The following is a 26,439-nucleotide window of genomic DNA, read 5'->3' as shown; positions in this document are numbered from 1 at the left end:
CGGTCCGCCGTGGACGGAGCGCCCGTCCGGGCGGGGTGCGGGTACCGCACGGCGCCGGCGCTCCGGCGGCCAATGCGGGACACACCGTATGGAAGAGCACATACCTATGGATAGTGCTCGTTAGGGTGACGAAGAGGCGCATCGGTGCCGGACGGCGTCCGGCACCGGCCGGCACGTCCGACCTACGGGAGGACCGTGCGGCTCCGCTCCGCGACACCACCGCAGCAGGACACCCAGGACGGTCCGTGGCGACACCCTCCGCCGTGACGAGAACCGCAGGCCGCCCGCGCCGGGCGGTGACCACCCGGCGTAACACCGAACTCGGGCTGGTCCTGGCCGCCGTGCTGCTCGCCGTGCTCGGCTACGCCGAGGTGGGCGGCAACATCGACGGCGCGGTGCCCGCGGACGCCGGCGAGTACGGTGCCGCGCTGGGCGCGCTCGCACTGCTGGCGCACGCCGTGGTCCGTCGGAAGGCACCGTACGCGGACCCGCTGCTGCTGCCGATCGGCGTGTTCCTGAACGGGATCGGACTGGTCGTCATCTACCGGCTGGACCGGGCCGCCCCCCGTGGTGACGCGGCGCCCGCCCAGTTGCTCTGGTCGGCCGTCGGGGTCGGGCTGTTCATCGCCGTGGTCCTGCTGGTGCGCGACCACCGGCGGCTGCAGCGCTACGCCTACCTCGGCGCTCTGGTGGCGCTGGTGCTGCTGGTCCTGCCGGTCCTCTTCCCGCCGGTGTACGGCTCGCGGATCTGGATCACGGTCGGCCCGCTGTCGTTCCAGCCGGGGGAGCTCGCCAAGATCCTGCTGGCGGTCTTCTTCGCGGCGTACCTGGCGGTGCACCGGGACGCACTGGCGCTCACCGGCCGCCGGGTCTGGCGGTTCCGGCTGCCGCCCGGGCGGGTGCTGGCGCCCGTCCTGGTGATCTGGGCGGCGTTCGTCGGCGTCCTGGTGCTGGAGACCGACCTCGGCACCTCGCTGCTCCTCTTCGGCCTCTTCGTGGTGATGCTGTACGTGGCCACCGCGCGCAGCGGCTGGATCGCCATCGGCCTGTTCCTGGCCGCGGTGGCGGCCGTCGGGGTCGGCCTGCTCTCGCCGCACGTGCACAGCCGGGTCGGCGACTGGCTCGACCCGCTCGGCTCGATCGCGGCCGGCCGGGGCGCCAACCAGATCGCCCAGTCGCTGTTCGCCTTCGCCTGGGGCGGGGAGCTGGGCGCCGGGCTCGGCAACGGGCACTCGATCCTGATCGGCTTCGCCGCCAAGTCGGACTTCATCCTGGCCACCATCGGCGAGGAACTGGGCCTGGCCGGGCTCTTCGCGGTGTTCCTGCTGTACGCGGTGCTGGTCTCCCGGGGTTTCCGGACCGGCATCGCCCTGCGGGACCCGTTCGGACGGCTGCTGGCGATCGGGCTGGCGGCCATCGTCGGTCTCCAGGTGTTCGTGGTGGCCGGCGGGGTTCTGGACCTCATCCCGCTGACCGGGATGACGCTGCCCTTCGTGGCGCAGGGAGGCTCCTCGGTGGTGACCAACTGGATCATCGTGGCGCTGCTGGTCCGGATGAGCGACCTCGCCCGCCGGCCCGCGGAGGAGGGCTGATGGCCCGCGATCGCACCGGCACCGGCCCGGGCAGCGGCCGCGGCGGCGACTACCGGCAGAGGTTCCGGTCCCGGCCCCGACCCGGCCGGAACGGCCATGGGAACGGGAACGGCCCGCAGGGCCTGCCCGGGATCTCCGTGACCGGCCGACGGGCCGGCACCTTCTGCCTGTTGCTGATCGTGGCGCTCTGCGTGCAGGCCACCCGGGTGCAGGTGTTCCGGGCCGCGGAGCTGAACCGCAACCCGGCCAACCAGCGGCTGGTCGTCGAGCGCTACTCCCAGCCGCGCGGCGACATCCGGGTCGGCGCCGACACCGTCACCGGCTCGGTGCCCACCGGGGGCCGGTACGACTACAAGCGCACGTACACCGCGGGGCCGCTCTACGCCGCCGTCACCGGGTACTCCTCGCAGGCCTACGGCAACAGCCAGCTGGAGGGGACCGAGGACGCGCTGCTCTCCGGCATCGACCCCCGGCTGGCGAGCTGGGCCGTCTGGGACGCCGTCGCCCGCCGGCAGAACCCGGGCGGTGACGTCCACACCACCATCGACCGGGCCGCGCAGGAGGCCGCGATGCGTGCGCTGGGCGACCAGAAGGGCGCGGTCGTCGCGATCGAGCCCGCCACCGGCCGGATCCTGGCGCTCGTCAGCACCCCCACGTACGACCCGGGGAGCTTCGCCGGCGCCGTCTCCGCCGACCAGGCGGCCTGGAACCGGCTGCAGGCCGACACCGACCAGCCGATGCTCAACCGGGCGCTGCGCCAGACGTACCCGCCCGGTTCGACGTTCAAGGTGGTCACCGCGGCGGCCGCGCTGCAGCACGGGGTGGTCACCGACATCGACGCGCCGACCGGTGCGCCGTACCCGTACGTGCTGCCGGGCACCACGACCCCGCTGCCCAACGACACCCCGGCGTGCAACCAGCCGGGGCAGTCGCTGGACGCCGCGATGGTCCACAGCTGCAACAGCGTCCTGGGCCACCTCGGGGTGCAGGTCGGGCTGGAGGGCATGGTCGCCATGGCGGAGAACTTCGGGTTCAACGACGCCAGGCTGGACGTGCCGGTCCGGCCGGTCCGCTCGGTCTTCGACACCGAGATGGACCGGGCCCAGCTCGCCCTCTCCTCGATCGGGCAGTACGACACCGCCGCCACCCCGCTGGTGATGGCGATGGTCGCGGCCGGGATCGCCGACAACGGCACCGTGATGCGTCCACAGCTTGTGGACAGGCTCACCCGCAGCGACGGGACCACCGTCCAGCTGATGCAGCCGACCGCCTACCGGCAGGCGGTGACCCCGGCGGTGGCCGGGCAGGTGCAGCGGCTGATGGTCGACGTGGTGGAGACCGGCACCGGCCGCAACGCCCGGATCGCCGGTGCGGTGGTCGGGGGCAAGACCGGCACCGCCCAGCACGGGGCGGACAACGGCGGGACGCCGTACGCGTGGTTCGTCTCCTGGGCCAAGCCGGCCGGATCGGTCGCGGTGCCGCCGGTGGCGGTCGCCGTGGTGATCGCGGACAGTAACGCCACCGATGTGACGGGTGGCGGGCTGGCGGCGCCGGTCGCCCGCGCGGTGATGCAGGCCGTGCTCAGTGGTTGAACCACTTCGGCACGCCTGACCTGGGACTTAGCCGCTTCCGAGGGGATCTGCCGTTGGCGAAGTGTCCGGTTTGTGCAGGAGGATCTGACAATTCGTACAATGCGCTCGATCGTACTGTTCGTTTGCGACACTGGTGCATTCGCGCGGTACTGTCCCATCTTTGTTCGGTTGGTCCGCGATGACACCACATGGCGCGTCGAGTGACCGGCCGCTAGGACACCCTCCCCGCCTAGAAGGATCGTCGTTTTGGCCAGCAACACCGTTGGTGCGCGTCTGCTGCGACGCAAGCCCGTCTCCGCCCTGATCGCCGAGAGCGAGGGCGCCGACGCCCTGCCCGCCGGTGCTCCCGAAGAGGGCGGTCGCTCCGGCATCCACCTGCGCCGCTCGATCGGCCTCTGGCAGCTGTCCTCGATCGGCATCGGCGCCACCATCGGCACCGGCATCTTCTTCGTGCTGAACAGTGCGGTGCCGTCGGCCGGCCCGGCCGTGATCCTCTCCTTCGTGATCGCCGCGATCACCGCGGGCCTCACCGCGCTCTGCTACGCCGAGATGGCCTCCGCCATCCCGGTCTCCGGCTCCTCGTACTCGTACGCCTACGCCACCCTCGGCGAGGGCGTCGCCTTCGTGGTCGGCATCTGCCTGCTCATGGAGTACGGCGTCTCGGCCTCCGCGATCGCGGTCAGCTGGGCCGAGTACCTGAACAAGTTCCTCGACCTGGCCGTCGGCTGGCAGATCCCGGACAAGCTGGCCGGCGCGCCCGGCGACGGCCACTGGTTCAACCTGCCGGCGCTGCTGCTGGTCGCCATGGTCTGCTTCCTGCTGATCCGCGGCGTCAGCGAGTCGGTCAAGGTCAACGCGGCCATGGTCGCCGTGAAGATCCTCATCCTGGTGCTCTTCATCGGCGTCGCGCTGACCGCGTTCCACTCCGGCAACCTGACCCCGTTCATGCCGCTCGGCATCGGCGGCGTCCAGGTCGCGGCCTCCAGCATCTTCTTCTCGTTCATCGGCCTGGACGCCGTGTCCACCGCCGGTGAGGAGGTCAAGAACCCGCGCCGCACCCTGCCGCTGGCGATCATCATCTCGCTGGTCGTGGTGACGCTGCTCTACATCCTGGTGGCCCTGGCCGGCATCGGCGCCCAGCCCTGGGAGAAGTTCGACGGCCAGGAGGCCGGTCTCGCCCAGATCCTGCAGGACATCACCGGCCAGAGCTGGCCCGCGATGATCTTCGCGGTCGGCGCGATCATCTCGATCTTCTCCATCACCCTCGTGGTGATCTACGGCCAGACCCGCATCCTGTACTCGATGGGCCGCGACGGCATGCTGCCCAAGCGCTTCGCCCAGCTCTCGCCGCGCACCGGCACCCCGGTCTGGAACACCATCGCGGTCGGCCTCGGCGTCGGCGCGCTGGCCGCCTTCATCCCGCTGGAGAAGCTGGCCGACATCACCAGCCTCGGCACCCTGATCGCCTTCTCGGTCGTCTCGGTCGGCGTGATCGTGCTGCGCCGCACCCAGCCCGACCTGCCGCGCGGCTTCAAGGTCCCCGGCTACCCGGTCGTCCCGCTGGTCAGCGTCGCCTTCTGCATCTACCTGATCACCGGCCTGCACGCGGACACCTTCGAGGCCGGCGCCGTCGCGCTGGTCGTCGCGGTGGCCGTCTACTTCGGCTACAGCATCAAGCACTCCAAGCTGGAGGGCGCCGAGGAGACCGCCGCGGTCGAGCAGCCGGCCGACAGCAAGATCGGCTGAGTCCGGGGCCCTGCAGGGCCCCCGCGCACGGGGCTGCCGGTGGTGACCACACCCCGGCGGCCCCGTGCGTAACGCCGGACACTCCCTGGGCCGACATGGCGACAGGGCGCCGCCCCCACCAATAACCTTCCACCATGGTGAGCACCCGCACGCCCGGCTTCTCCCGCCCGCGCGGCCGCTTCACCGGCCGTACGAGAACGCCGGCCCCGGCCGCATCGGCCGCATCGGCCGCATCGACGGCCCCGCCCGGACGCCTGATCCGCGGCCTCGGCCCCCGGCCGTTCCCCCGACAGCGTGGCGAGAACACGTTTCCGCCCACGCCCGATCGGCTGAATCCCGCCCGGCTCGCCGCGCGGCGCCGCGTCCAGTTCCTCGGCTGCCTGATCGCCGCCGGCTGGGCGGGGGCCTTCCCGCTCGTCTCCGACCTGCCCAACCAGCGGCTCTGGGGCGCCCTCGCCGCCCCGGCCTACGCCCTCGCCGGGCTCGTCTGCCTGACCCTGCCGCGCCGGATCGCGCCCCGCGTCGCGGCCGCAGCCGCCCTGATCGGCGCCGTCCTGGTGCCGCTGGCCCTGCTGGCCCTGGAGGGCCGCCACCAGTCCGAGGTGATGGTGGTCGAACGCTCGGCTCACCTGCTGCTCACCACCGGCAGCCCGTACCTGCCGCACCCCGTGGTCGTCACCGACTACAACCCGTACCTGCCGGCCATGGCCCTGTTCGGAATGCCCCGCGCCCTGGTGGGCAGCGGCAACCCGGTGGCCCAGCTGGTGGGTGACGCCCGGATCTGGTTCGCGCTGGCCTTCGTCGTCTGCCTGCTGGCGAGCTGGCGGCTGCTGCGGCCGACCCGCGACCGCGCGCCGCTGCTGCCCCTGGCGGTGCTCACCGCCTCGCCCCTGATCGCGCTGGCGCTGGTGGTGGGCGGGGTGGACCTGCCGCTGATCGGGGTCTGCTGCCTGGCCATGGCCCTCGCCGAGCGGGACCGCACGATCGGCGCCGGACTCGTCCTCGCAGTGGCCTGCACGCTGAAGTGGACGGCCTGGCCGGCGCTGCCGGTGGCCGTGCTGCTGCTCTGGCGGCTCTACGGACGCCGTCCCGCGGCCCGGGCCGGGCTCACCGCCCTCGGGGCCGGTCTCGTGGTGATCGTGCCCGCCGCGCTGGCCCGGGCCGACGCGCTGCGCGAGCAGGTGGTGCGGTTCCCGTTGGGCCTGACCGCCATCCAGACGCCGGCCGGCAGCCCGCTGCCGGGCAAGGTGCTGGCCGGCTTCGGGCCGACCGGGCACTCGGTGTCGCTGGCGCTGATGACGATCGGCGGGCTGGGGGTGGCGATCTGGCTGCTGGCCCGGCCGCCGGTCTCGGCGATCGCCGCCGCCGACCTGCTGGCGGCCGGCCTGACGATCGCGTTCATGCTCGCGCCGGCCGGCCGGTTCGGCTACCTGGCACTGCCGTCGGTGCTGGTGATCTGGCCCCGGCTGGCGGCCCGGCGGTGGAGCGCGCGGCCGCCCGTCCCGGCCGGCTGCCTGCTGGCCCGGCCGGAGGCCGTCCTGCCCCGGACGTGACCGGGGCAGGACGGGGCCGGGGGCTTCAGCGGTTGCCGGCAGCCCTGATGACGGCGGCGACGGCCGGGCCGGCCGCGTCGGCACCGTGGCCGCCGCCCTGGACCTCGGCGGCGAGGGCGAGGTTGCCCCGGTAGGCGGTGAACCAGCTGTTGGTGGTGTCGATGCCGGTGGCCTCCGCCGAGCCGGTCTTGGCGCCCGCGTTGTCGGAGATCCCGGCCATCACCGCCTTGGCGGTGCCGTCCTTGGCGGTGGCCGCCATCATCGCGCGCAGCTTGCCGGCGGCGTCGGGGGAGAGGCTGCGGGCGGCCTTCTGCTGCGGCAGGTCGGCGACCATGATCGGCTGCTTGAACTCGCCGCTCTGCACCGTGGCGGTGATCGAGGCGATGGCCAGCGGGTTCATCTGGATCTTGCCCTGGCCGATGGACTGCATGGCCTGCTCGTCCTTGTTGGTGCCGGCGTCCGGCACCCGGCCGTCGGCGTTCGGCAGGCCGGTCTTCCACTCCAGGCCGATGCCGTAGACGTCCTTGGCGGTGGAGGTCAGCGCGCCCGGCTTGAGGCTGGCCAGGCCCTGGTCGATGAAGGCGGTGTTGCAGGAGATCATGAAGTCCTGCTGCAGCGTGTTGTTCGGGTAGGCGTCCGGGAACGAGTTGGGGATCGCCTGCGGGTTGCTGCTCTTCAGCGGGCAGGGCACCACGGTGTCCGGGTTGACACCGGCCTCCAGCAGGGCCGTCGAGGTGACGATCTTCATGGTCGAGCCGGGGGCGAGCAGGCCGAGGAAGGCCCGGTTCTGGCCGCTGGCGGGCGCGTTGGCGAAGGCCAGCACCTGGCCGGTGCTCGGCTCGATCGCGACGATCGAGCCGGACTTGCCGCCGAGGTCGGCCATCGCCTTCTCCGCGGCGGCCTGCAGCGTGTTGTCGATCGTCACCTTGAACGGCTTGGCCGGCTTCGGCTCGACGATGGTGAACAGCTTGTCGGTGGTGCCCTTGCCGTCCGCGGTGGTGATCACCACACCGCTGCCGGCGTCGCTCTGGTCCTTGCCCGGGTCGGCGGCCTGGATCTTGCGGACGTTGTCCTGCAGCGTGGCGAGCAGCGTCGGGGTGATCGAGGCGCCCTGCAGCGGCTTGTTGTTGCGGTCGACCACGTTCCCCGGCGGTGCGAAGACCGGCTGGGTGGAGATCACCTCGCCGGGGCCCAGGTGGGGGTGGATCACCGTCGGCGCCCAGTGCACGGCCGGGGTGTCGTCGCTCATCTTCACGACGCTCAGGAAGCCGTTGTAGTCCCAGACCCGGTTGGTGCCCTCGAACTCGGCCCGCGCCTTGAAGCCCATCAGCACGCCGGCCGGCGCCGCCGAGGCGGACGGCGAGGCGGCCCCGGTGCCGGTCGCGGACGGCGTGGCGGGGGCCGAGGCGGACGGCTTGGCGGCCGGCGACGGCGTCCCGGTCGCGGAGGCGAAGGCGGCCGGCGTGGCCGGGCCGGACGGCGCGAGCGTCAGCCCGCTCGGCTTGACCTGGTCCTTGAAGGCGGTCAGCGCGGCGGTGGCGGCGGCCGGGTCGTCGGTCAGTCCGGCCGCCTTGCCGAGGTCACCCGCAGCCCAGGCCTCCAGGAAGTCCTTGGCGCCGGCCGCGGCCTGCTCGGCGGTGGGGGGCTCGGCGACCACCGTTCGGGGCTTCTTCGCCTCCGGCGCATCGGAGCCCGAGCCGCCGACGAGGCTGTACGCCCCGTACCCGCCGCCCGCGAGCACGGCGAGGGACACGCCGGTGATGATGCCGATCTTCGCGCCTTTGCGCATGGTGCTTGCTCCCCCAAGGGTCTGGCGACTGGACGCAACCGGAGTGGCCGGATACGCGTTCGGTGCTCAGCCTAGGCAGCCGATCTCCGCAGGCCGACGGCGTGGCCGGGACTTGTGACGGATCTGGTACGTGCCGAGCACCCCGTCCGCAAGGTTCCCGTGCTCGGAACCGTCAGATCCAGCTGTCGAACCACATCCGCCTGCGCCAGTCCTCCATCGGAATCGTCTGCCCCGTATACAGGGGGTGGAAGAAGAGAAAGTTCCACACGATCAGCAGGACCAGCAGACCGGCCGCGCTGGAGCCGATGATCCGGCGGTCCCGGCTCGCGCCGGCCGGCCCGATCAGGGCGCCGACCAGCATCGTCACGGCGAGGACCACGAACGGGACGAAGGCCACCGCGTAGAAGAGGAAGATGGTCCGCTGCTGGTAAGCGAACCAGGGCAGGTAGCCGGCGGCCAGGCCGCAGAGCACCGCGCCGGCCCGCCAGTCCCGCCGGGCCGCCCAGCGCCAGAGGCAGTACGCCAGCGCCACCACGCCCGCCCACCAGAGCAGCGGGGTGCCGATGCCCAGCACCTCGCGGGCGCACTCGCTCGCGGTGCAGCCCGCCTGGCCCTGCTTGGGGGACTCGTAGAAGAAGGAGACCGGCCGGCCCAGCACCAGCCAGCTCCACGGGTTCGACTGGTAGGTGTGCGGGTCGCTCAGGTGGGTGTGGAAGTCGTACACCGTCGAGTGGTAGTGCCACAGGGCCCGCAGGCCCTCGGGTATCCACGGGTAGTCGGTGGACCGGCCGACCGCCCAGTCGCGGCCGTAGCCGCCCCGGCCCGGCAGGTTGCTGCTGGCGAACCAGCCCCACCAGGAGGTGACGTACACGACCGCGGAGACCACGACGATCGAGACGAAGGCCGGAACGGCGTCCCGCACCAGCGTCCCCAGGTACGGGCGGCCGGCGCCGGCGAGGCGGCGGGCCCCGGCGTCCCAGAGCACCGTCATGAGACCGAACGCGGCCGCCACGTAGAGGCCGCTCCACTTGGTCGCGCAGGTCAGGCCGACGCAGACGCCGGCCGCGATCCGGTACGGGCGCCAGCCCAGGTTGAGCCGCTGGGCCGCCGCGGCGTCCGCGACACCGTCGAGCCGCGCGGCGAGCCGGGCCCGGGTGTGATCGCGGTCCAGCAGCAGGAAGCCGAAGGCGGCGAGGATCCAGAACATCACCACCAGGTCCAGCAGCGCGGAGCGGCTCAGGACGAAGTGCAGGCCGTCCACCGCCAGCAGCAGTCCCGCCACGCAGCCCAGCAGCGTGTTGCGGAAGAGCCGGCGGGCGATCCGGGCCACCATCAGGACGGAGAGGGTGCCGAGCAGCGCCACCGCGAAGCGCCAGCCGAAGGGGTTCATGCCGAACAGCTGCTCGCCCGCGCCGATGATCCACTTGCCGACCGGCGGGTGGACCACGTAGCTGGCCTCCGGCCGGTAGGGCACCGCCCCGCCCGCCATGATCTGCTCGTTGGCGCCCTCCGGCCAGCTGATCTCGTAGCCGCCGTGCCAGAGCGCGTAGGCGTCCTTGGCGTAGTACGTCTCGTCGAAGATGATCGCGTGCGGCTGTCCGAGGCCGCTGAACCGGAGCGCCCCGGCGAACAGCGCCACGGCGAGCGGGCCGAGCCAGCCCGCCCAGCGGCAGAGCCAGGACCAGAGGCCCTGCGGCACGGGTATGCCGAGCCGCAGCAGCAGCGGGGAGGGGGCGACGCGCGCCGGGGTGACCCGGGGGCCGTCCGGCATCGGCGGTGCCAGCCGCTCGGCCGGCGCGGCCGCGGGCGGTGCGGTGTAGCCGTACCGGGCCAGCCGGTGCAGCCAGGCCGGGCGTGCCGCCGGACCCTCGGCGCCGGGTGTGCGCGGGCCGGGGACCGCGGGGGACGGCTGGTCCGCCAGGACCGGCACGCCGACGCCGCCCTGCGCGGTGTGGTCTGTACCCGTGGGCGTCTGCGCCGCCGTGTCGCCGTTCATCCGCCACATCGTAGGGGCGCTTCCGGAAGGCAGGACGGCTCCCTCCGAAGCTGCCCGAATCGTCACCAAAAGCGCCGGGGACCGCCGGGGACTCCCCCGGGTCGCCGATGCTGGGAGGATGGGGCGCGTGACAGGAGTACTCGTTCTCGCAGGCACCCCCATCGGCGACGTCTCGGACGCCCCGCCCCGGCTGCTCACCGAACTGGCCACCGCGGACGTGATCGCGGCCGAGGACACCCGGCGGCTGCGCCGGCTCACCCAGGCGCTCGGGGTCGCCCCGGCCGGGCGGGTGGTCTCCTACTTCGAGGGCAACGAGGTCGGCCGCACCCCCGAGCTGGTCGAGGCGCTGCTCGGCGGCGCCCGGGTGCTGCTGGTCACGGACGCCGGGATGCCCTCCGTCTCCGACCCCGGCTACCGGCTGGTGGCCGCGGCGGTGGCCGCCGACGTCAAGGTCACCGCGGTGCCCGGCCCCTCCGCCGTGCTCACCGCGCTGGCGCTGTCCGGCCTGCCGGTCGACCGCTTCACCTTCGAGGGCTTCCTGCCGCGCAAGACCGGGGACCGGGCCCGCCAGCTCGCCTCGATCGCCGCCGAGCCGCGCACGATGGTGTTCTTCGAGGCCCCGCACCGGATCGCCGAGGCGCTGGCCGCGATGGCCGACGCCTTCGGCGCGGACCGCCCCGCCGCCGTCTGCCGCGAGCTGACCAAGACCTACGAGGAGGTCAGGCGCGGCCCGCTGGGCGAGCTGGCGGCCTGGGCGGCCGAGGGCGTCAAGGGCGAGATCACCGTGGTGGTCGCCGGCGCCCCGCCGGCCGCCCCGCAGGAGCTGACCCCGGCCGAGCTGGCCCGTCTGGTGGCCGTCCGCGAGGAGGCCGGCGAGCGGCGCAAGGAGGCCATCGCCGCCGTCGCGGTCGAGCTGTCGGTACCCAAGCGGGAGGTCTTCGACGCGGTGGTCGCGGCCAAGAACGCGGACCGCGGGGAGGCCGGCGCGAAGCCGTGAGATCCGGGCGTGCCGCTCCCGGTGCGGGCGCGTACCTTGGAGGGAAGGCCCCTGGTAAACACCAGTCGAGCTGAAGTTTCGGCCGGGATTTCGGGACAGGACCCACCCTTTCGTATAGGGATTCCCAACCCGCTTCCAAGACTTCACAAGGCGGGTATCGGCCGGGGCGTTCCGGGCATTCCCTGGATGGGAAAGACCCAGCCGGGCGAGGGCCCGGCGGGCGCTGGGAGACGGCTATGAGTGAGACGATCGGTAGCCCCCGCGGTGGCAATGCGCTGAGCGATCCCGGCCTGACCGGCCGGCCGCACACTCCCGTCGAGACCGTCCGGGAGGCGTACTCCTTCGCCTGCCTGAGCTGCGGGTACGGCTGGGAGCAGACGTACGACATCGAGCACCACGTGGGCCGGGACGGGCACGTCGTGTTCGAGTACCACGCCAACGGCGTCCGGGTGCCGTCCCCGCTGCTCAAGCCGACCTGTCCGGGCTGCGGCGGCCACACCGTCCGGATCATGCGCGAGGGCCGGGTGGCGTCCGCGGACCAGCCCTGGCACCACGCCCCCGGGTACTCGGCGCACGCCGAGCCCGCCGGCGCACCTCCCGCCGCCGACCCGACGGCGGCCGAGCCGGCCAGACCGCGCGGACGCTGGGCCCGGTTCTGGTCGCGGCTGACCGGCTGACCGCCGCTGCGCCGCCCCGCGGTGGCGGGGCGGCGCCAGGGGCCGCAGGTGCCGGGCCGCCCACCCCGAGCGATCGGTCGAGGGCGGCTCCCGGATCTGTCGAGGGCGGCCCCCGCGCGCGATTAAGCTTGCCGACCATGGCGGCCACTGCAGAGCACAGCACCACCGGGAGCACGACCCCGGCGTACTACGTTTCCACCCCGATCTACTACGTCAACGATCGCCCGCACCTGGGCCACGCCTACACCACGGTGGCCGGCGACGTGCTGACCCGCTGGCACCGCCAGCGCGGTGAGAAGGTCTGGTTCCTGACCGGCACCGACGAGCACGGCCAGAAGATCCTGCGCACCGCCGAGGCCAACGGCGTCAGCCCGCAGGAGTGGTGCGACAAGCTGGTCGAGGAGGAGTGGAAGCCGCTCTGGCAGCACCTGGAGATCGCCAACGACGACTTCATCCGCACCACCGAGGAGCGGCACACCGCCCGGGTGCAGGAGTTCGTCCAGGACCTCCACGACAAGGGCGAGATCTACAAGGGCGGCTACTCCGGCCCGTACTGCGTCGGCTGCGAGGAGTACAAGCTCCCGGCTGACCTGCTGGACGGCGCCGCCGAGGGCGAGAAGCTCTGCGCCGTGCACAAGCGGCCGGTCGAGTGGCTGGAGGAGGAGAACTACTTCTTCCGCCTCTCCGCGTACGGCCCGAAGCTGCTGGAGTTCTACGCCGCCAACCCGGACTTCATCCAGCCCGCCTCGGCCCGCAACGAGGTGCTGCGCTTCGTCGAGCAGGACCTCAAGGACCTCTCGATCTCCCGCTCCACCTTCAACTGGGGCGTACCGCTGCCCTGGGACGAGAAGCACGTCCTGTACGTGTGGGTGGACGCCCTGCAGAACTACATCACCGCGGCCGGCTACGGCACCGACCCGGAGCGCTTCGCCGAGCTCTGGCCCGCCTCCGTCCACCTGGTCGGCAAGGACATCCTGCGCTTCCACGCGGTGATCTGGCCCGCGATGCTGATGGCCGCCGGGCTGCCGCTGCCCAAGCGGGTCGTGGCCAACGGCTGGCTGATGGTCGGCGGCGAGAAGATGTCCAAGTCCAACCTGACCGGCATCGCCCCGACCGACCTCACCTCGCACTTCGGCGTGGACGCCTACCGCTACTACTTCCTGCGGGCGATCCCGTTCGGCACCGACGGCTCGTTCTCCTGGGAGGACTTCTCCGCCCGGTACACCTCCGAGCTGGCCAACGACTTCGGCAACCTCGCCTCGCGGGTCGCGGCCATGGTCGGCAAGTACTTCGACGGTGTGCTGCCCGCCGCCACCGCCGCGGGCACGGCCGAGCAGGCGGTGGCCGACGGCCTGACCGTCGCCGTCGCGGCCGCCGACCGGAAGATCGGCGAGGAGCTGGACTTCGCCGGCGGCATCGCCGCGGTCTTCGACTTCGTCAAGCAGGTCAACGGCTACCTCACCGAGCAGGAGCCGTGGAAGGTCGCCAAGGACGACTCGGAGGAGGGCCGGTCGCGCCTGGCCACCATCCTCTACACCGCCGCCGAGGCACTGCGGGCGACCGCCGTCCTGCTCAACCCGGTGATGCCGGCCACCGCCGAGAAGCTCTGGGCCTCGCTCGGCGCCGACGCGGCCGGCCTCGGCGCGCTGTCCGCGCAGACCGTCGCCACCGCGGCGGACTGGGGCCGGCTGCCCGCCGGCGCCACCGTCACCAAGGGCGAGATCCTGTTCCCCCGCCTGGAAGAGAAGCCGGCCGCCTGATGCCGAAGAAGACGGACGACCGGTCGACGCCACCGCCGCTGCCCGCCCCGCTGGCGGTGGCGGTGGCCGACTCGCACACCCACCTGGACATGCAGTCCGGCACCCCGGAGGAGGGTCTGGCCCGCGCCGCCTCCGTCGGCGTCACCGCCGTCGTCCAGGTCGGCTGCGACGTGCCCGGATCCCGCTGGGCCGCCGAGCTGGCGGCCCGGTTCGAGCAGGTGCACGCCGCCGTCGCCCTGCACCCCAACGAGGCGCCGCGGATCCACCTCGGCGACCCTGGGGCCGGGGGAGGCTGGTCCGGGCAGCAGCGCCCGGCCGGCGGGCAGGCCGCGCTCGACGCGGCGCTCGCCGAGATCGACGCGCTCGCCGCGCTGCCGCAGGTGGTCGCCGTCGGCGAGACCGGCCTGGACTACTTCCGGACCGGCCCGGAGGGCGTGGAGATCCAGAAGGAGTCGTTCCGCCGCCACATCGAGATGGCCAAGCGGCACGACAAGGCCCTGGTGATCCACGACCGGGACGCCCACGAGGACGTGATCGCCGTCCTGCTGGAGGAGGGCGCCCCCGAGCGGACCGTCTTCCACTGCTACTCCGGCGACGCCGAGATGGCCAAGGTCTGCGCCGAGCACGGCTGGTACCTCTCGTTCGCCGGTCCGGTCACCTTCAAGGCCAACCAGCCGCTGCGCGACGCCCTCGCCGTCACCCCGCTGGACCGCGTCCTGGTCGAGACCGACGCGCCCTTCCTCACCCCGCACCCGTACCGCGGCCGCCCCAACGCGCCGTACCTGATCCCGGTCACGGTGCGTTCGATGGCCGGGACCCTCGGACTGCACGAGGACGAGCTGTCGGCGGCCATCGCGGCGAACACGGCCCGGGCGTTCGGATACTGAGCCGGCCGCCGCGCGCGGGACACTCCCCGGGGCCGGGCAGGAAGGGTCCGGCGGAGACCGTCCGTGCGGCGGCCGTCGAACGGCGGGGGGCCGCCGCGCCCGTATCCTTGGCGGGTGAGCACCACCGACCCCACCCCTGACAGCCATCTGCTGGGCGCCGCGGACATCCGGGCCCTGGCGGACGCGTTCGGCGTGAAGCCGACCAAGCAGCGCGGGCAGAACTTCGTCATCGACGGCAACACCGTGCGGCGGATCGTCCGCGCGGGCGGGGTGACCGGCGAGGACGCCGTGGTGGAGGTCGGGCCCGGGCTCGGCTCGCTCACCCTGGCGCTGCTGGAGGTGGCCGAGCACGTCACGGCCGTCGAGATCGACCCGGTGCTGGCCCGGCACCTGCCGGACACCGTCGCCGCCCGGATGCCGGAGAAGGCGGACGCCTTCGACCTGGTGTTCAGCGACGCCATGGAGGTCACCGAGCTGCCCGGGCCGGCGCCGACCGCACTGGTCGCCAACCTCCCCTACAACGTGGCCGTCCCGGTGCTGCTGCACATGCTGGCGACCTTCCCCAGCATCGAGCGCACCCTGGTGATGGTGCAGAGCGAGGTCGCCGACCGGCTCGCCGCCAAGCCCGGCAACAAGGTGTACGGCGTCCCGTCGGTCAAGGCCAACTGGTACGCGGACGTGAAGCGGGCCGGCGCGATCGGTCGCAACGTCTTCTGGCCCGCCCCGAACGTCGACTCCGGCCTGGTCTCGCTGATCCGCCGGGAGCCGCCGAAGACCACCGCCACCCGCGAGGAGGTGTTCGCGGTCGTCGACGCCGCGTTCGCCCAGCGCCGCAAGACCCTGCGGGCCGCCCTGGCGGGCTGGGCAGGCTCCCCGGCCGGGGCCGAGCAGGCACTCGCCGCCGCCGGCATCGACCACAAGCTGCGCGGCGAGATGCTGACCGTCGAGCAGTTCGCCGCCATCGCCGAGCACAAGCCAGCGAAGGACTCCGAGTGAGCGTCACCGTCCGCGTTCCCGCCAAGGTCAACGTCCAGCTGGGCGTCGGCGGCCTGCGCGCCGACGGCTTCCACGACCTGGCCAACGTGTTCTTCGCGGTCGCCCTCGGCGACGAGGTCACCGCCACCGCCGGCACCGGCGTCACCCTGAGCTGCTCGGGGCCGGACGCCGCCGTCGTCCCGCTCGACGAGAGCAACCTCGCCGCCCGCGCCGCCCGGCTGCTCGCCGCCCACCACGGCATCGCCGACCCGGGCGTCCACCTGCACATCGCCAAGGCCATCCCGGTGGCCGGCGGTATGGCCGGCGGCAGCGCCGACGGCGCGGCGGCCCTGGTGGCCTGCGACGCGCTGTGGGGCCTCGACACCCCACTCGACACCCTGCTGGAGCTGGCCGCCGAGCTCGGCTCCGACGTGCCGTTCGCACTGATCGGCGGCGTCGCCCTGGGCCGCGGCCGGGGCGAGATCCTGGAGGCCCTGCCGGTCGGCGGGACCTTCCACTGGGTCTTCGCCGTCGCCGACGGCGGGCTCTCCACCCCGGCGGTCTTCCACGAGTGCGACCGCCTCCGCGACGAGGCCGGCAGCGGCTCCAGCGACACCGACGTCGCCACCCCCGACGCCGACCCGGCGCTGCTCGCGGCCCTCGCCGACGGCGACGTCGTCGCCCTGGCCGGCGCGCTCGCGAACGACCTCCAGCCGGCCGCCCTCTCACTGCGGCCCGCGCTCGCGGACACCCTGCGGGCGGGCACCGAGGCGGGTGCGCTCGGCGCCCTGGTCTCCGGCTCGGGACCGACCTGCGCCTTCCTGGCCAAGGACGCCGACACGGCCGCGGCGGTCGCCGAGGCGCTGCGGGCGTCCGGCACCTGCCGGGCGGCGCACGCGACGTACGGGCCGGTGCCGGGCGCGGCGGTGCCGGGGCGCGGCTGACCGCCCCCGGGGAAGGGCCGGGGCGGGGCCGAGAAGCGGTCCGGGCCGGGCGCTGCCCGGACGGGGACGGCCGCCCGGCCCCCGGGCGGCCGACTAGGCTGGGGAGGATCGCGGCTCCCTCCGAGCCCCGAGCCCTCGAACCAGGAGCGCAGCACACGTGGCCGTCAACCTCGCCACCATCGAGTCCGTCACGAAGGTCTACGGCACCCGGGCCCTTCTCGACGGGGTCAGCCTCGGCGTCAGTGAGGGGGACCGGATCGGCGTCGTCGGGCGCAACGGCGACGGCAAGACCACCCTGATCCGGATGCTCGCCAAGCTGGAGGAGCCGGACGGCGGCCGGATCACCTGGTCCGGCGGCCTGCAGCTGTCCGTCCTCACCCAGCACGACTCGCTCGACCCGAAGGCCACCATCCGGCACGAGGTCATCGCCGACCGCGCCGACCACGAGTGGCTCGGCGACGCCCGGATCCGCGACATCATCGAGGGCCTGTTCGGCGGCCTCGACCTGCCCGGCTTCGCCGACGGCCTGGACACCGTCATCGGCCCGCTCTCCGGTGGCGAGCGCCGCCGGATCGCGCTCGCCAAGCTGCTGCTCGACTCGCCCGACCTGATCGTCCTGGACGAGCCCACCAACCACCTCGACGTCGAGGGCATCGCCTGGCTCGCCAAGCACCTGCAGGGCCGCCGCTCCGCCCTCGTCTGCGTCACCCACGACCGCTGGTTCCTCGACCAGGTCTGCACCCGGATGTGGGACGTCCAGCACGGCTCCGTGCACGAGTACGAGGGCGGCTACTCCGACTACGTCTTCGCCCGCGCAGAGCGCTCCCGGATCGAGGCCGTCGAGGAGCAGAAGCGCCAGAACCTCGCCCGCAAGGAGCTCGCCTGGCTGCGCCGTGGCGCCCCCGCCCGGACCTCCAAGCCGCGCTACCGGATCGAGGCCGCCAACGCCCTGATCGCCGACGTCCCGGAGCCGCGGGACAAGAGCGAGCTGATGAAGTTCGCCAACGCCCGGCTCGGGCGGACCGTCTTCGACCTGGAGAACGTGACCGTCAAGGCGGGCCCCAAGCTGCTGCTGGAGGACCTGACCTGGCAGCTCGGCCCCGGCGACCGGATCGGCCTGCTCGGCGTCAACGGCGCCGGCAAGACCTCGCTGCTGCGCGCCCTCCGCGACGCCTACGCCTCCGAGGGTGACGTGCAGCCCGCCTCCGGCGTCATCAAGGTCGGCAAGACGGTGCGGCTGGCGTACCTCTCGCAGGAGGTCGCCGAGCTGGAGCCGACCACCCGCGTGCTGCAGGCCGTCGAGCAGGTGCGCTCGCGGGTCGACCTCGGCAAGGGCCGGGAGATGAGCGCGGGCCAGCTCTGCGAGCAGTTCGGCTTCGGCAAGGACAAGCAGTGGACCCCGGTCGGTGACCTGTCGGGCGGTGAGCGCCGCCGGCTCCAGCTGCTCCGGCTGCTGATGGACGAGCCCAACGTCCTGTTCCTGGACGAGCCCACCAACGACCTCGACATCGAGACGCTCAACCAGCTGGAGGACCTGCTCGACGGCTGGCCCGGTTCGATGATCGTGATCAGCCACGACCGCTTCTTCGTCGAGCGGACCACGGACGTGGTGCACGCGCTGCTCGGCGACAAGCGGATGCGGATGCTGCCGAACGGAATCGACGAGTACCTGGAGCGGCGCGCCCGGATGGCGGCCACCGCGGCTGCCGCCGCGTCCGCCGCTCCGGCGCCGGCCGCGGAGGCCGGGTCGCCCGCGCTGTCGGCCGGCGACGTGCGCGCGGCGAAGAAGGAGATGCAGAAGCTGGAGCGTCAGATCGCCAAGCTGGACGAGAAGGAGTCCAAGCTGCACGCCCAACTCGCCGAGCACGCCGCCGACTTCTCCAAGGTCGCGGAGCTGGACGCGCAGTTGCGCGCCGTCCGGGGCGAGAAGGAGGAGCTGGAGATGGGCTGGCTGGAGCTGGCCGAGCAGGTCTGAGTCCCGTTCGGCGCCGGGCCGTGCGGCGGGTTTGGGGCCCGTGCGCACGGCCCGGCGGCGTTCGGCGGTGGGGGCCGGTGCGGCCGGGCGGAGTAGGGGGGTTCCGGGCGCGGGGTGCGATTTGTACGTGTCAAGTTCGTACCGATCGCGCGCAGTCGCGCCATGGGCCCTGCCGGTCCGACGGAGGCGGTGGCTACGATGGCAGGGTGCCTGCCGTCCCCTCGGGTGGGGCTGGTGCACCGGCAGGACTGTAGGACCGAGAAGTTGACGGTGTGTTGCGGGGCGCGGGGGCTTGGGAGCCGCCCGCGCACGGGGGAGAGGTGGATCGCGGTGGCAGACGCGCCTGCAGGCGACGGTACGAGCACGACGAACGGCGCGGCGACGCCGCCCCTGGACGACAAGCCGTTCTCGCTCGGACACGGTAATCACGGTGGCTGGTTCGGCGCCGTGTTCGGCGTCGCCGAAAAGATGGTCCGTACGGCGGAGACCAACACCAGCGCGGCCGCGCTGGTGTCCGCGTTCGGCAGCAAGAACGTCGAGGTCGAGCTGGGCACGCTGATCACGTTCACGAACAAGGTCAAGGGGCTGCTCGACTCGATGGAGGGTTCGGACGCCGCGCAGGCGAAGCTCCAGGAACAGCGGCTGCACGGGGACAACTTCGGCAAGGACTTCTCCCAGTCCACCGATGTCACGACGGCCTACCAGCGGACCCACAACGAGCTGGTGAGCATGCACCAGACCTTCGTCAAGCAGATCGAGGCCATGTCGAAGGCGGTCGCGAAGGCGGCGGCGAACTACGCGGGCAACGAGGAGCATGCGACCGCCGTCCATCAGGCCATGGCGAAGAGCAGCGGCCTGGGCGGGTCACCGAGCGGCGGCACGGGCACGCAGACCGGTGGGCTGTGACGGTGGCACGGCGCGACACTTCGACTGACACGGGGAGCATGTGATGGCAGGCGGAACGAACTTCGAGGCCAAGAACCACGAACAGCTCAGGGCCATGGTCGCCAGTACCGACCCGAGCAAGGTCCTGAGCCGGGGCAGCCAGCTGAAGTCGGCCGGCGAGGTCCTGAAGGAGCTCAGCGCGGCCCTCAAGTCCCACGTCGACCAGATCCAGTGGGAGGGCCCGGCCGGCGAGGCCTTCAAGGCGTGGGCCGGGAACTTCCACAAGTCGGGTGCGGCGCTGGCCGATTACTCGATCGGCGTCGGCGACGCGATCCACCAGGCCGGCGAGGCGCTGAGCACCGCGAAGACCGCGGTGCCCGAGCTGCCCAAGACGGAGATCGCCACCGTCAACAAGCACAAGAACCAGTCCGTCCCGTACCTGCCTTCCGACTTCGAGGCCAAGTACGGGGTCGGCTCCACCGTCGACTCGGTCATGAAGCAGGCCAATCCCAACTGGGTGACGGCCTCCGAGGCGGTGGCGGCGCAGAAGAAGGTCGAGCTGGAGCACCAGGAAGCCATCAACCAGATGGTGAAGCTGGGGCAGGCCTACGACGCTGTGGCGACGAAGCTGAACGCGCTGGAGACCCCGGCGGCGCTGCAGCCGCCGGGGAGCAACGACAACCGCGGCGGCCTTGAGGAGGTCGGTGGCGGTGGCGGCGGCGGTACGGGCTCCGGCGGCACCGTGCGCACCCCGCAGGGCGGTGTGGGCGGCGGTGGCGGCAGCTACAGCCCGCCCGCCAACCACGGTGGTGGCGGCGGTTCGGTGGCGCCCCGTCCGCGCACTCCGGGCCCCGACGACCCGAACCAGCCGGGACGGATCGACCCGATCCCGCCGCACAACGGGCCGACCCCGCTGCCGCCCACCCCGTCGCCGGGGCCGGCCCCGGTGCCGGTCATCCCGGACCGGCCGGGCACCGATCTCAACAGCCTGCCGCCCGTCACGACCCTGCCCAACCAGACCGGGCCGATCGGCCCGAGCGTCCCGGGCAGCCTGCCGCCGAGCTACCCCGGCGGGCAGCCGGGCTACCCGAGCGGCCCCGGCGGCGGTCCGGCCTTCCCGGGCACCGGGCCGCTCCCGTTCGGCCCCGGCGGCTCCGTCCCGCTGAAGGGGAGCGGGCCGACGCCGGGCCGGACGAGCACCTTCGGCGCCGGCAACGTGCCGTCGAAGAACGGCGTGCCGGGAACCCCGGGCGGCGGGCAGGCCTTCGGCCAGCAGGCCCAGGGAGGCCAGGGCGGCAGGACCACGGCAGGCGGCGGAGGCCTGGGCGGCGGCATGCACCCGGGCGCCGGCGGCCACGGTGGTGGTGCCTCCGGCGGCAGCGCGCGTGGGCGTGGGCTGACCTCGTTCGGAGGCGGCACGGTCGGCGGGCGCAGCGGCCCCAAGGCGGGTGGCGAGTTCACCCCCGGCGGTACGGGTCTGCGCAGCCGCTCCGCCGCGGGCGCGGGTGGCGCGGGTGCCGAGGGCGGGGCGCGCTCCGGCCAGAACGGCATGATGGGCGCTCCCGGCACGTCCGGAGGGCCGGGCAGGAACGAGCGTGACCGCCGCAAGCGGGCCGACTACCTGCACGAGGACGAGGAGACCTGGACCAGCGGTACGCCGCAGAGCAACCCGGACGTGATTGAGTAGGCAGTGACGACTGCCCGGCCACTGGGCCCACCCCGGTGGCCGGGCAGACCTGTCCGGGGGCTGCGGCCCCCGGCCGACGGGGAGACTGACGAGGAGCAGTGATGCGGCGAACTGACATGGGGAGGCGCGGTCGCGGGTTCGCTGTGGCACTCTTGGCCGCCGGTGTGGTCGCGGGGCCGGCCGTGGCGCCGGCGGCTGCAGCGGACTCGATCCGTGCGCAGCAGTGGCACCTGGACGCGATGCACGCGCCGGAGATGTGGAAGACCACCAAGGGCGAAGGCATCACGGTCGCTGTGATCGACAGCGGGTTCAAGCTGGACCACCCGGATCTCGTCGGGCAGTTCCTGGAAGGCAAGGACTTCAGCGAACTGCCAGGCGGTGTGGGGACCTACGCGAGTGGCCACGGAACCGCCATGGCGGCCCTGATCGCCGGTTCCGGCAAGGGGATGTCGGGGAACGGAGCCTACGGCCTGGCCCCGGGCGCCAAGCTGCTGCCTCTGAAGGTCAACGGCGGTGAAACGGGCGGCGGTGTCACGGCGAGCGTGGCGCTTCGCCAGATCGCGCAGGCCGTGACCTACGCGGCCGACAACGGCGCCAAGGTCATCAGCATCTCCCAGGGCACCGACGCCTCCTGGGCGACGGCGGACGATATCGCCACCGCGAACACCGCCATCGCCCATGCGGAGGCGAAGGGCGCGCTGGTCGTGGCGAGCGTCGGAAACTCGGCCCAGCAGGGCAACCCGGTCGAATACCCGGGCGCGCTCCCCCATGTGGTGGGTGTCGGTGCGGTCGACCGGAACAGCTCGACCACGGACGAGTCGGAGCGGGGCCCGCAGGTCGACCTCGTCGCCCCCGGGATCGACATGTTCGGTGCCTGTACCGCTTCGTCGGGCTACTGCAAGGGCCACGGGACCTCCGACGCGACCGCGATCACCTCTGCGTCGGCGGCGCTGGTCTGGTCGGTGCACAAGGACTGGAGCGCCAACCAGGTGCTGCGGGTGCTGATGAACACGGCCGGGAAGCCCGTCGACGGGTCGGCCCGCACCGATGCCGTCGGCTACGGCACCGTCCGTCCCCGGATCGCCCTGACGACTCCGGGTGACCCAGGGCCGGCGGACGTCTACCCCATCCAGGAGAAGGCGGCCGAGCCTCCGGCCACGGCGTTGACGCCGTCGGCCTCGCCGCAGTCGACCGCGCCTTCGACCGAGCCCTCGGCTGCCGGGACCCCGGCGCCGGGTGGCGACAGCACCCCCGTGGGCACGCCCGCGGCGCAGCCGAAGGCCGACGGGGCATCCGACTCCGACAGCATGGTGCCGGTCGTGGCGTCGGTGGTCGGCGGGCTGGTGCTGGTCGCCCTCGTGGTGTTCTTCGTACTGCGCCGGCGCGGCGCGGCGTCGGCGGCCGCCCCGGTGCCCCCGGCCCCGGTCGGGTACCCGCCGGAGCAGGGCGGGCCGGCGGTGCCGCCGCCGCCCGCGTACGGCCCGCCGTCCCCGCCGAGCGACAACCCCTACGCGCGGTAGCCGGGGGAGCGCTGCGCCTGCCCGGCCGTCGGGAGTCGATCCCGCGGCCGGGCAGGCGCGTTTGCGGGTGTGAGCGCTGTGGCGCGGGGAGCGCGAAGCCGGGGCGGGCGGGCGTGGACGTGCGCGGGCTTCACCCGGGTGGCGCTGTTGCGGGGGGCGAGGCGGTCGCCAGGGTGGCGGTATGGATACGCAGGATGCCCGGCGGGCGGCGCAGTTGCGGAGGGCCGCGGCGGCGGCCCTGATCGGCACGGCGATCGAGTTCTACGACTTCTTCCTCTACGGAACAGCGGCGGCGCTCGTCTTCGGGCCGGTGTTCTTCCCCGAACTGGGTACGGTCGGCGCGCTGTTGGCGGCGTTCTCGGTGTACGCGGTGGCGTTCCTGGCGCGGCCGGTCGGCGCGGTGGTGTTCGGGCACTTCGGGGACCGGCTGGGGCGGAAGGCGACGCTGGTGGTGTCGCTGCTGCTGATGGGGCTGTCGACGGCGGCGGTCGGGCTGCTGCCGGGGTACGGGGTGTGGGGGTGGTGGTCGCCGGTCCTGCTGGTGGTGCTGAGGGTCTGCCAGGGCGTCGGGCTGGGCGGGGAGTGGGGCGGTGCGGCGCTGCTGATCGCGGAGAACGCGCCTGCCGGGCGGCGCGGCCGCTACGGGGCGTACCTGCAGCTCGGGCCGACCAGCGGCTTCGTGCTCGCCAACGGAGTGTTCCTGGTGCTGCGGCTGACCCTGGACGAGGGGGCGTTCCACGCGTGGGGCTGGCGGGTGCCGTTCCTGGCCTCGCTGGGGCTGGTGGCGGTGGGGCTCTTCATCCGGCTGCGACTGGAGGAGACGCCGCTGTTCCGGGCCGAGGCCGGGGCCGTCGCGGGGGCACCGTCGCGGGGGCGTGCCGTGCCGGTGCTGGAGGTCCTGCGCGGGCACTGGCGGACGGTGCTGGTCGGCTGCGGCGCGATCACCGTCGGCTACGCGCTGTTCTACGTGACCACCACCTACGCGCTGGCCTACGCGACGACCGGGCTGGGGGTGTCGAGCACGGCGGTGCTGACGATGCTGCTGCTGGGCGCGGTGGGCAAGGGCGCAACGGTCTGGGTGAGCGCGCGGCGCAGTGACGGGTGGGGCCGGCGGCGGACCCTGCAGGGGGCCACGGTGCTGGCGGTGCTCTGGTCGCCGGTGCTGTTCCCGCTGCTGGAGACGGTGCGCCGGCCGCTGATGTTCCTCTCCCTGGCGGGTGCTCTGGTGGTGCTCGGATGCCTGCTCGGGCCGGTGGCGGCCTACCTGCCGGAGCTGTTCCCGACCCGGGTGCGCTACACGGGCGCCGCACTGACGTACAACCTGGGCGGGGTGGTCGGCGGTGCCACCACGCCGCTGGTCGCGACCCGGCTCACCGAGGCGCACGGGACGGCGGTTCCGGTCGGCTGGTACCTGGCGGTGCTGGGCGTGGTGGCGCTGGCCTGCCTGCGGCTGCTGCCGGAGACCAGCGGCGCGGACCTCGCGCAGACGGGGGCGGCGGACGGCGGACGCCGCCGGACGCCCGTGCTGGGGGCTGATCCGGCGGCGTAGCGCGCGGGAGCGGGAGGCGTCAGGCGGCCAGGGCGGCGCGGCCGGCGAGCAGGACGGCGGTGTGCCGGGTGACCCGCTCGCCGAGGTGCTCGGCGGTGGCGATGTCGGCCTTGTGCACGGTGTCGGTGCCGCCGTCGGCGGGGGTGGAGGCGGCGGCACCGGAGGAGAAGCCGAGGCGGTTGAGGTCGTCCTCGGTACCGGCGCTGGAGTTCCAGCCGGGCTTGAGGCCCAGGTTGACCCAGCTCATGCCGTGCTGGGCGGCCAGGGTCTGGAAGAAGCCCAGGGTGCCGGCCTTGTCGCCGCTCTTGGACGCGGAGTTGGTGAAGCCGGCGGCGACCTTGTCCCGCCAAGCGTCGCTGAACCAGCGCTTGCTGCTGGCCTCGGCGAAGACGTGGAACGCGCCGGAGGCGGTGCCCATGTAGGTGGGCGAGCCGAAGACGATCGCGTCGGCGGCGTCGAGCTGCGCCCACTGCTCGTCGGTGATGGTGTCGACGGAGACGGAGACGACCTCGGCGCCGGCGGCCGCGGCGCCGCGGGCGACGGCCTCGGCGATCACGGCGGTGTGGCCGTAGCCGGAGTGGTAGGCGATGGCGACGGTCGGGCGGACAGCGGTCATGACGGGCTCCTCGGCGGCGGGGGAGGGACAGGGGGGACGGGCGGCATGCGGGGGGACGACGCCGCACGGGCGTGGCCTCCCGGCCGATGGTCTCGAATATAGACCAGGTCTCCACCAGTTACCAAGGATGGGATAGTTGCCAGGGGTGGATCGGAGACTCGTCCGGCTACCCTGGAGGGCATGACGACGCAGGAGCAGCCCCCGGCCCCGGCCGAGGAGGCCCGGGAGCTCGATGTCCTCGCCCAGTGCTGTCCGAGCCGGGCCGTGTTCGCCGAGCTGGTGGACAAGTGGTCGATGCTGATCCTGATGAGCCTCGCGGAGTTCGGGCAGCAGCGGTTCTCCGAGCTGCAGCGCGGAGTGGACGGCGTCAGCCGCAAGATGCTCACCCAGTCGCTGCGCACGCTCGAACGGAACGGGCTGGTGAAGCGCACCGTGCATCCCGAGACGCCGCCCCGGGTGGTCTACGACCTGCTGCCGCTCGGTCGGGAGCTGGCCGCACTGGTCGCGCCGATCGGGCGCTGGACCGAGGAGCGCACCCCGCTGATGCTCGCCGCCCGCACGGAGTTCGACGAGGCCCACCCGGCCGGCTGACGGGCGGCGGGCCGCCGCCGGCGGGCATCCCGGACCGATTTCCCTTCTCGGTCGTCCGCCGTGTAGTGTCTTCCTTGTTCGAGCGAGCGGTGAGCAAGCGAGAACGACAGGGAACAAGCCCCTATAGCTCAGTCGGTAGAGCGTCTCCATGGTAAGGAGAAGGTCTGCGGTTCGATTCCGCATGGGGGCTCAAGTGAAAGACCCTCGCCCAACGGCGAGGGTCTTTTTCGCGTGCCGGCCCGGAGGCGGCCTAGCGGGTCGGGCACGGAATGCGCTGTGATGGTGCGTCACCGGCCGCCCGCCCCACCGGGTACGGGTGCGGGCCGGACCCCGACCGGGAGGGTGTCATGGGCGTTCGACTCGTGGTGGTCGACGACCACCGGCTGCTCGCCGAGGCCCTGGCCGCCGCGCTCCAGCTGCGCGGCCACCGGGTGCTCGCGGTCGGCTCGCCGGCCGGTGCCGCCGCCGACCTGGTGGCCGGGCGCCGTCCGGAGGTGTGCCTGCTCGGGGTGGCCGCGCCGGCGGAACCGGGGGCGTTCGACGGGCTGCGCCGGATCCGGCGGGAGCGGCCCGAGGTGGCCGTCATCGTGCTCGGACCGGTCGGTGAACTGCGCGGCGTGGCGGGCGCGTTCGCGGCGGGGGCGGCGGGCTACGTGCCCAGCGACGAGCGGATCGAGGTGGTCGAGCGGGCCATCGCGCGGGCGCGGGCGGGCGAGGCGGCGGTCGCGGCGGAGGTGCTGCGCGGTGCGTTCGACCAACTGCTCAGCCCGGCACCCGAGTCGGACGACGATGCCGTCCGGTTGCTGCGGCTGCTGACCCGCCGTGAGGTCGAGGTGCTGGCCCGGATCGCGGAGGGCGAGGACACCGCGGCGATCGCGGCCGGGATGCGGATCGCGGCCAGCACCGCCCGGACGCACGTCCAGCGGGTGCTGATGAAGCTCGGGGCGCGCACCCGGCTGGAGGCCGCGGCGGTGGCCGCCCGGACCGGACTGCTGGACCGGGTGGCCCGCGGCTGAGGATCGGCCGGCCGGCCGGCGGGCCGAGGCCGGCCCGGCCCGGCGAGGCGCCGCGGGCCCGGCCGGACCGGCCGCCGGCGGGTCCGCCGGGA

20 protein-coding genes and 1 tRNA gene are annotated in these 26,439 nt (G+C 73.4%); 18 read left to right on the top strand and 3 right to left on the bottom strand.

What is annotated here, in order from left to right:
• The first annotated feature begins 263 nt into the window (after positions 1–263).
• The 4 genes from ACF9IK_RS14725 to ACF9IK_RS14710 all read left to right on the top strand — a co-directional run bounded on the left by ACF9IK_RS14725 (position 264) and on the right by ACF9IK_RS14710 (position 6,483).
• Positions 264–1,592, top strand: a complete 1,329-nt coding sequence (locus tag ACF9IK_RS14725) for an FtsW/RodA/SpoVE family cell cycle protein (RefSeq protein ID WP_395294662.1) — start codon at positions 264–266, stop codon at positions 1,590–1,592.
• Complete coding sequence (locus ACF9IK_RS14720; RefSeq protein ID WP_395294661.1) at positions 1,592–3,184, top strand: penicillin-binding transpeptidase domain-containing protein; 1,593 nt, start codon at positions 1,592–1,594, stop codon at positions 3,182–3,184. Before ACF9IK_RS14725 ends, ACF9IK_RS14720 begins: the two co-directional genes overlap by 1 nt.
• A gap of 246 nt (positions 3,185–3,430) precedes the next feature.
• Positions 3,431–4,930, top strand: coding sequence for an amino acid permease (locus tag ACF9IK_RS14715; RefSeq protein WP_395294660.1), 1,500 nt, complete (start codon positions 3,431–3,433; stop codon positions 4,928–4,930).
• A gap of 134 nt (positions 4,931–5,064) precedes the next feature.
• Positions 5,065–6,483: a glycosyltransferase 87 family protein gene (locus ACF9IK_RS14710; RefSeq protein WP_395294659.1), complete on the top strand. Its 1,419-nt coding sequence runs from the start codon at positions 5,065–5,067 to the stop codon at positions 6,481–6,483.
• A 25-nt stretch (positions 6,484–6,508) separates the two neighbouring features.
• On the opposite strand, the gene ACF9IK_RS14705 is transcribed toward ACF9IK_RS14710, so the two are convergent.
• Complete coding sequence (locus ACF9IK_RS14705; protein ID WP_395294658.1) at positions 6,509–8,272, bottom strand: penicillin-binding transpeptidase domain-containing protein; 1,764 nt, start codon at positions 8,270–8,272, stop codon at positions 6,509–6,511.
• 172 nt (positions 8,273–8,444) lie between these two features.
• Entirely contained in the window at positions 8,445–10,268 is a 1,824-nt protein-coding gene (locus tag ACF9IK_RS14700) for a dolichyl-phosphate-mannose--protein mannosyltransferase (RefSeq protein WP_395294657.1), read from the bottom strand.
• A gap of 127 nt (positions 10,269–10,395) precedes the next feature.
• On the opposite strand from ACF9IK_RS14700, the gene rsmI reads away from it, so the two are divergent.
• The 11 genes from rsmI (at position 10,396) to ACF9IK_RS14645 (ending at position 24,124) form a co-directional block, all read left to right on the top strand.
• The gene (gene rsmI, locus ACF9IK_RS14695) at positions 10,396–11,265 is read left to right on the top strand and encodes a 16S rRNA (cytidine(1402)-2'-O)-methyltransferase (RefSeq protein ID WP_395294656.1); all 870 of its coding nucleotides are present in this window, start codon (positions 10,396–10,398) and stop codon (positions 11,263–11,265) included.
• A gap of 236 nt (positions 11,266–11,501) precedes the next feature.
• Entirely contained in the window at positions 11,502–11,942 is a 441-nt protein-coding gene (locus ACF9IK_RS14690; protein WP_395294655.1) for a hypothetical protein, read from the top strand.
• Between the two features lie 137 nt (positions 11,943–12,079).
• Positions 12,080–13,702: a methionine--tRNA ligase gene (gene metG / locus ACF9IK_RS14685; RefSeq protein ID WP_395294654.1), complete on the top strand. Its 1,623-nt coding sequence runs from the start codon at positions 12,080–12,082 to the stop codon at positions 13,700–13,702.
• Complete coding sequence (locus ACF9IK_RS14680) at positions 13,702–14,589, top strand: TatD family hydrolase (RefSeq protein ID WP_395294653.1); 888 nt, start codon at positions 13,702–13,704, stop codon at positions 14,587–14,589. Before metG ends, ACF9IK_RS14680 begins: the two co-directional genes overlap by 1 nt.
• A gap of 114 nt (positions 14,590–14,703) precedes the next feature.
• On the top strand, positions 14,704–15,585 hold the full coding sequence (gene rsmA, locus ACF9IK_RS14675) for a 16S rRNA (adenine(1518)-N(6)/adenine(1519)-N(6))-dimethyltransferase RsmA (protein WP_395294652.1): 882 nt from the start codon (positions 14,704–14,706) through the stop codon (positions 15,583–15,585).
• Complete coding sequence (locus ACF9IK_RS14670) at positions 15,582–16,508, top strand: 4-(cytidine 5'-diphospho)-2-C-methyl-D-erythritol kinase (RefSeq protein ID WP_395294651.1); 927 nt, start codon at positions 15,582–15,584, stop codon at positions 16,506–16,508. Before rsmA ends, ACF9IK_RS14670 begins: the two co-directional genes overlap by 4 nt.
• A gap of 157 nt (positions 16,509–16,665) precedes the next feature.
• Complete coding sequence (locus ACF9IK_RS14665; protein WP_395294650.1) at positions 16,666–18,483, top strand: ABC-F family ATP-binding cassette domain-containing protein; 1,818 nt, start codon at positions 16,666–16,668, stop codon at positions 18,481–18,483.
• Between the two features lie 330 nt (positions 18,484–18,813).
• Positions 18,814–19,389 carry a hypothetical protein gene (locus ACF9IK_RS14660; RefSeq protein WP_395294649.1) on the top strand — a complete coding sequence of 192 codons (576 nt, stop codon included), beginning with the start codon at positions 18,814–18,816 and terminating at the stop codon, positions 19,387–19,389.
• Between the two features lie 43 nt (positions 19,390–19,432).
• The gene (locus ACF9IK_RS14655; protein WP_395294648.1) at positions 19,433–21,055 is read left to right on the top strand and encodes a WXG100 family type VII secretion target; all 1,623 of its coding nucleotides are present in this window, start codon (positions 19,433–19,435) and stop codon (positions 21,053–21,055) included.
• A 143-nt stretch (positions 21,056–21,198) separates the two neighbouring features.
• The gene (locus ACF9IK_RS14650) at positions 21,199–22,575 is read left to right on the top strand and encodes a S8 family serine peptidase (protein WP_395294647.1); all 1,377 of its coding nucleotides are present in this window, start codon (positions 21,199–21,201) and stop codon (positions 22,573–22,575) included.
• A 181-nt stretch (positions 22,576–22,756) separates the two neighbouring features.
• A complete protein-coding gene (locus ACF9IK_RS14645) occupies positions 22,757–24,124 on the top strand; it encodes an MFS transporter (protein ID WP_395294646.1) in 1,368 nt (455 codons plus the stop codon).
• Positions 24,125–24,143: 19 nt separating this feature from the next.
• On the opposite strand, the gene ACF9IK_RS14640 is transcribed toward ACF9IK_RS14645, so the two are convergent.
• Entirely contained in the window at positions 24,144–24,740 is a 597-nt protein-coding gene (locus ACF9IK_RS14640) for a flavodoxin family protein (RefSeq protein WP_395294645.1), read from the bottom strand.
• Positions 24,741–24,920: 180 nt separating this feature from the next.
• On the opposite strand from ACF9IK_RS14640, the gene ACF9IK_RS14635 reads away from it, so the two are divergent.
• From ACF9IK_RS14635 to ACF9IK_RS14625, 3 genes are all read left to right on the top strand, one after another.
• On the top strand, positions 24,921–25,331 hold the full coding sequence (locus tag ACF9IK_RS14635) for a winged helix-turn-helix transcriptional regulator (protein ID WP_395294644.1): 411 nt from the start codon (positions 24,921–24,923) through the stop codon (positions 25,329–25,331).
• 117 nt (positions 25,332–25,448) lie between these two features.
• Positions 25,449–25,521: transfer RNA gene (locus ACF9IK_RS14630), tRNA-Thr, on the top strand.
• 157 nt (positions 25,522–25,678) lie between these two features.
• Positions 25,679–26,347: a response regulator transcription factor gene (locus ACF9IK_RS14625; protein WP_395294643.1), complete on the top strand. Its 669-nt coding sequence runs from the start codon at positions 25,679–25,681 to the stop codon at positions 26,345–26,347.
• The last annotated feature ends 92 nt before the right edge of the window (positions 26,348–26,439 follow it).

Origin of the sequence: Kitasatospora hibisci (assembly GCF_043950205.1) — a bacterium.
Lineage (GTDB): Bacteria > Actinomycetota > Actinomycetes > Streptomycetales > Streptomycetaceae > Kitasatospora > Kitasatospora hibisci.
The sequence above is the reverse complement of the archived record's forward strand: the minus strand, read 5'-3'. Positions and strand labels throughout refer to the sequence as shown.

Coding starts and splice junctions, on each gene's coding strand:
- ACF9IK_RS14720 (WP_395294661.1), top strand. CDS start 1,592: ATGGCCCGCGATCGCACCGGCACCGGCCCGGGCAGCGGCCGCGGCGGC.
- ACF9IK_RS14710 (WP_395294659.1), top strand. CDS start 5,065: ATGGTGAGCACCCGCACGCCCGGCTTCTCCCGCCCGCGCGGCCGCTTC.
- ACF9IK_RS14705 (WP_395294658.1), bottom strand. CDS start 8,272: ATGCGCAAAGGCGCGAAGATCGGCATCATCACCGGCGTGTCCCTCGCC.
- ACF9IK_RS14700 (WP_395294657.1), bottom strand. CDS start 10,268: ATGAACGGCGACACGGCGGCGCAGACGCCCACGGGTACAGACCACACC.
- ACF9IK_RS14690 (WP_395294655.1), top strand. CDS start 11,502: ATGAGTGAGACGATCGGTAGCCCCCGCGGTGGCAATGCGCTGAGCGAT.
- metG (WP_395294654.1), top strand. CDS start 12,080: ATGGCGGCCACTGCAGAGCACAGCACCACCGGGAGCACGACCCCGGCG.
- ACF9IK_RS14680 (WP_395294653.1), top strand. CDS start 13,702: ATGCCGAAGAAGACGGACGACCGGTCGACGCCACCGCCGCTGCCCGCC.
- ACF9IK_RS14655 (WP_395294648.1), top strand. CDS start 19,433: ATGGCAGGCGGAACGAACTTCGAGGCCAAGAACCACGAACAGCTCAGG.
- ACF9IK_RS14645 (WP_395294646.1), top strand. CDS start 22,757: ATGGATACGCAGGATGCCCGGCGGGCGGCGCAGTTGCGGAGGGCCGCG.
- ACF9IK_RS14640 (WP_395294645.1), bottom strand. CDS start 24,740: ATGACCGCTGTCCGCCCGACCGTCGCCATCGCCTACCACTCCGGCTAC.
- ACF9IK_RS14635 (WP_395294644.1), top strand. CDS start 24,921: ATGACGACGCAGGAGCAGCCCCCGGCCCCGGCCGAGGAGGCCCGGGAG.
- ACF9IK_RS14625 (WP_395294643.1), top strand. CDS start 25,679: ATGGGCGTTCGACTCGTGGTGGTCGACGACCACCGGCTGCTCGCCGAG.